Consider the following 4,618-nt stretch of genomic DNA (forward strand, 5'->3'; position numbering starts at 1 on the left):
CGGGCACCATCGGCATATAGATCGCCACCCGATCCCCCGCGACGAGGCCGAGTTCGGTCAGTGCGTTCGCCGCGCGAGAGACGTCGTCGAGCAGCTCGCGGTAGGTGATGGCACGGGAGTCGCCGGGCTCGCCTTCCCAGTGGATGGCGATCTGGTCGCCGTGTCCGTCCAGGACGTGGCGGTCCACGCAGTTGTAGGCGACGTTGAGCTTGCCGCCGACGAACCACTTCGCCACCGGCGCGTCACTCCAATCCAGCACCTGGGTCCACGGCTGCTCCCAGTGCAGCCTGTGGGCCTGCTCGGCCCAGAACTCCAGCCGACCCGACTGCGCCCGGTCGTACAACGCCCCGCTCGCGTTCGCCTGGGCGGTGAACTGCGCGTCGGGCGGGTAGGCGGTGGTGTCGCGGTCATCGGTGGTTGCGCTGGTCACGCGAGATCTCCTATCGAAAGAGCGAGGGGGACGAGGAATGCCGGGCAGCGATCAGTGCACCACCGCCTTCTCGGCGCCCACACCGGTGAGCGAGCGGACCTCCATCTCCGCCGCCTTGGCCGGGTCCTCGGACTTGCCACCGACGAAGGTTCCGACGATGCCGAGCACGAACGCCAGCGGAATGGAGACGATGCCCGGGTTGGACAGCGGGAACCAGTCGAAGTCCGAGCCGGGCAGCATGGCGGACTTGGAGCCGGAGACCGCGGGGGAGAACACGATCAGCACGATGGTCGAGATCAGGCCGCCGTACATGCTCCACAGTGCGCCGGTCGTGTTGAAGCGCCGCCAGAACAGCGAGTACAGGATGGTCGGCAGGTTCGCCGACGCCGCGACCGCGAACGCCAGCGCCACCAGGAAGGCGACGTTCTGCCCGTTGGCCAGGATGCCCAGCGCGATGGCCAGTACGCCGATCACCACCGCGGTGATGCGGGAGACCCGGACCTGTTCGCGCTCACCGGCTTTGCCTCGCTTGATGACGTTGGCGTAGATGTCGTGCGCGAACGACGCGGACGCCGTGATGGTCAGCCCGGCGACCACCGCGAGGATGGTGGCGAAGGCGACCGCGGAGATCACGCCGAGCAGCACCACCCCGCCGAGTTCGAAGGCCAGCAGCGGCGCGGCCGAATTCTGCCCGCCCGCGGCCGCCAGGATGCGGTCCGGTCCGACGATCGCCGCCGCGCCGTAGCCGAGCACCAGGGTGAACAGGTAGAACGCGCCGATCAGGCCGATCGCCCACACCACCGACCGCCGCGCCTCTTTGGCGGTGGGCACGGTGTAGAAGCGCATCAGCACGTGCGGCAGTCCCGCGGTGCCGAGCACCAGGGCCAGGCCGAGGGACAGGAAGTTGAGCTTCGAGGTCTCACTGCCGCCGTACTGCGCGCCGGGAGCGAGCACGTCGCGCGCGGCCACCGCCTTGTTCGCCGAATCGGAAACCGCGTTCTGCGCGGAGCCGAGGACGTCGGAGAAGTTGAAGCCGAACTTCGCGAACACCATGACGGTCATCACCGCCGCGCCCACGATCAGCAGCACCGCCTTGATGATCTGCACCCACGTGGTGCCCTTCATGCCGCCGACCAGCACGTACACGATCATCAGCAGGCCGACCACGGCGATCACCACGGACTGCCCCGTCTTGTCGGAGATGTCCAGCAGCAGCGCGACCAGCCCGCCCGCGCCCGCCATCTGCGCGAGCAGGTAGAACAGCGACACCGTCAGCGTGGACAGCGCGGCGGCGGTGCGTACCGGGCCTTCCTTCAACCGGAAGCTCAGCACGTCGGCCATGGTGAATTTGCCGGTGTTGCGGAGCATTTCGGCGACCAGCAGCAGCGCGACCAGCCAGGCGACCAGGAACCCGATGGAGTAGAGGAACCCGTCGTAGCCGTAGACCGCGATGGCGCCCGCGATGCCGAGGAAGCTCGCGGCCGAGAGATAGTCGCCCGCGATGGCGACGCCGTTCTGCGGGCCGGAGAAGCCGCGCCCTCCGGTGAAGTAGTCGGCGGCCGTGGCGTTGTTGCGGCTGGCCCGGATCACCACGATCATCGTGATCGCGACGAAAACGCCGAAGATGGCGATATTGGCGACCGGGTTGCCGACCGTGGCCGCGGCGGCGTAGGTGTGCACGGTGTTCACGCTCGGTCTCCCTCGAGGTAGGCGCGGATGGTCGCCGCCCGCGGGTCCAGTTCCCGGTTGGCGAACCAGACGTACAGCGCGGTGATGGCGAAGGTGGACACGAACTGGCCGAGGCCGAGCAGCAATCCGACGTTGATCTCGCCGAACACCCGGTGGCTCATGAAGTCGTGCGCGTAGGCGCCGAGCAGCACGTAACCGAGGTACCAGAGCAGGAACAGCGCGGTCATCGGAAACACGAAGCGGCGCAAGCGCGTTCGCAGTTCCTGGAATTGGGGGCTCGCCTGGACTTCGGCGAATTCTGCTGCGCTCGGCGCAGGCCGCGATGCGGTGCCGTCGAGGTCGATACTGGTCATGATGGTCCTACCGAGTGACGTGGCTTACTTCTCGAGGACGGTAAGCCAGGCATACGGGCCACCAGTAGGCTGTGGTGTGGGTCACTCTGTGAAGGTGGCCGAATCTGCGGTGAGCGGTCGCCGCGGGGCGACGAACGGTCGGCCCGGATCGCACGCGCGGCGCTCCGCGTGAGGGTCGCCGGTCAGTCCGAGCGCAGACTCCGTTCGCGGTCCGCGCCCATGCCCAGGCGTTCCGGCGCGTGCATCCGGACGAAGATCCGGCTCACGGCCCTGGCGTCGAGCCGCCGCGTGAAGGAGCTGACCAGCACCATGGTGGCGAACGCCAACGGCACGCTGATCGCCGCCGGATAGCTCAGCAGCGCGGCCGGCCAGCCGCCCGCCACTTCGTCGGAGAATCCGCCGGTGACCGAGACCGCGGTCGCCGCCCCCGAAGCGAGCCCGCCCGCGACCAGACCGGCCGCCGCGCCCGCGGCGGTCAGCCCGCGCCACCAGATACCGAGGACCAGCAGTGGACACAGGGTGGAGGCGGCCACGGCGAAGGCCAGGCCGACGGTGCGCGAGAGGTCCAGCGATACCACGGTCAGCGACAGCGCCAGCGGAACCCCGCCCGCGGCCAGTGCCGCCGTGCGGAAGTCGCGGATCCGCCCGCGCAGCATGTCGGTGCTGAGCACGCCCGCGATGCTCACCAGCAGTCCGGACGAGGTGGACAGGAACGCGGCGATCGCGCCCGCCGCGGCCAGCGCCGCGAGCAGTTGTCCCCCCAGTCCGGCGACCACCGATCCGGGCAGCAGCACCACCGCGGCATCGGAGGTCCCGGTGATCAGCAGTTGCGGCACGTACAGCCGTGCGAAAACGCCCAGCAGCACCGGGAACAGATAGAACAGCCCGACCAGGCCGATCACGGCGAGCGCCGTCGCGCGCGCGGCCCGGCCGTCGGGGTTGGTGTAGAAGCGCACCAGCACGTGCGGCAGGCCCATGGTGCCGAGAAAGGTCGCGAGGATCAGCGAATAGACCTGATAGGTCGGATGCGGACCGCCCAGCCCGCCGCCCGGCGCCAGCCAGCCCGCGCCGTCCGCGGGTGCGCCCGCGACCACCGGCACCGCGGCCCCCGCCTCGAGCACCAATCGCGTGCCCGCGGCCAGTTCGTGGGTGCCCGGGGTCAGGGGCACCGGGCCGTCGACCGCGCGTCCGTCGAGGGTGCCCGTGATCGTGACCCGCTGCGGCGCATTGACCCGCACCAGCGCATCGGTGGTCACGTCGACGGTGGTGCGCTCGGATACCACCGGCGGGGCCGGTGCGCCCAGTTCCCGTTCGTCGGCGAGGAAGTGCCCGAGCAGCACCAGCGCGGGCAGGGCCACCGCGGTCAGTTTCAACCAGTACTGGAACGCCTGGACCAGCGTGATCGAGCGCATCCCGCCGCCGACCACGTTGGCAAGCACGATCGCGCCCACCGCCACCGCGCCCACCCAGTCCGGCACCCCGAGCAGGATGTGCAGCGTCAGGCCCGCTCCCTGGAATTGCGGGATCAGGTACACCGCGCAGATGAGCACCACCACCGTGGCCGCGAGCCTGCGCAAACGCAGGGAGCCCAAACGGAACTCGGCGAAGTCGGGCACCGTGTACGCGCCGGAGCGCCGCAGTGGCGCGGCGACGAACAGCAGCAGCGCCAGGTACCCGGCGGTGAACCCCACCGGGTACCACAGCGCGTCCGCGCCGTACTTCGCGATCAATCCGGCGACACCGAGAAACGAGGCGGCCGAGAGGTATTCCCCCGAGATCGCGGCCGCGTTCCAGCGCGGACTCACACTGCGCGAGGCGACGAGGAAATCGGAGGTGGTGCGCGCCAGCCGCACGCCGTACGCGCCGATCGCGACGGTCGCCAGCGCCGCGAGGACCAGCGCCGCCACGGTCAGCGCGGGCGCTGCGCCCGAGATCACGGCGCACCGCCGGACGGGTGAGCCGGTTCGGCGGGCGATGCGGTCAAGGTCGAGAAGTCCGTGGCGGAGGCGGATCGGTGCCACGGCCACCGGGTCGGTCCGCCCGCCCGCAACCCTGCCGGCCAGATCCGGGCCGGCCGCAGCCTTGCCAGCCGTTTCCGGGCCGGCCGCCGTCTCGTTTGCTTCGCCCACCGTGTCCGGCGGGGCGG

4 protein-coding genes are annotated in these 4,618 nt (G+C 70.2%); all 4 read right to left on the reverse strand.

All coding sequences use genetic code 11. The annotated features are described in order from the left end of the window. Nucleotides 1-430: acetyl-coenzyme A synthetase N-terminal domain-containing protein (locus tag HOV91_RS38360; protein WP_174190083.1), on the reverse strand; the 430-nt coding region annotated here is incomplete at its 3' end. Between the two features lie 51 nt (nt 431-481). Beyond that, the gene (locus HOV91_RS38365; RefSeq protein WP_174190084.1) at nt 482-2,119 is read right to left on the reverse strand and encodes a monocarboxylic acid transporter; all 1,638 of its coding nucleotides are present in this window, start codon (nt 2,117-2,119) and stop codon (nt 482-484) included. Next, nucleotides 2,116-2,472: a DUF485 domain-containing protein gene (locus tag HOV91_RS38370; RefSeq protein ID WP_174190085.1), complete on the reverse strand. Its 357-nt coding sequence runs from the start codon at nt 2,470-2,472 to the stop codon at nt 2,116-2,118. Before HOV91_RS38370 ends, HOV91_RS38365 begins: the two co-directional genes overlap by 4 nt. A gap of 182 nt (nt 2,473-2,654) precedes the next feature. Beyond that, entirely contained in the window at nt 2,655-4,409 is a 1,755-nt protein-coding gene (locus HOV91_RS38375; RefSeq protein WP_174190086.1) for a sodium/solute symporter, read from the reverse strand. Nucleotides 4,410-4,618 lie beyond the last annotated feature (209 nt).

Source organism: Nocardia barduliensis (assembly GCF_013315795.1).
Taxonomy (GTDB): Bacteria; Actinomycetota; Actinomycetes; order Mycobacteriales; family Mycobacteriaceae; genus Nocardia; species Nocardia barduliensis.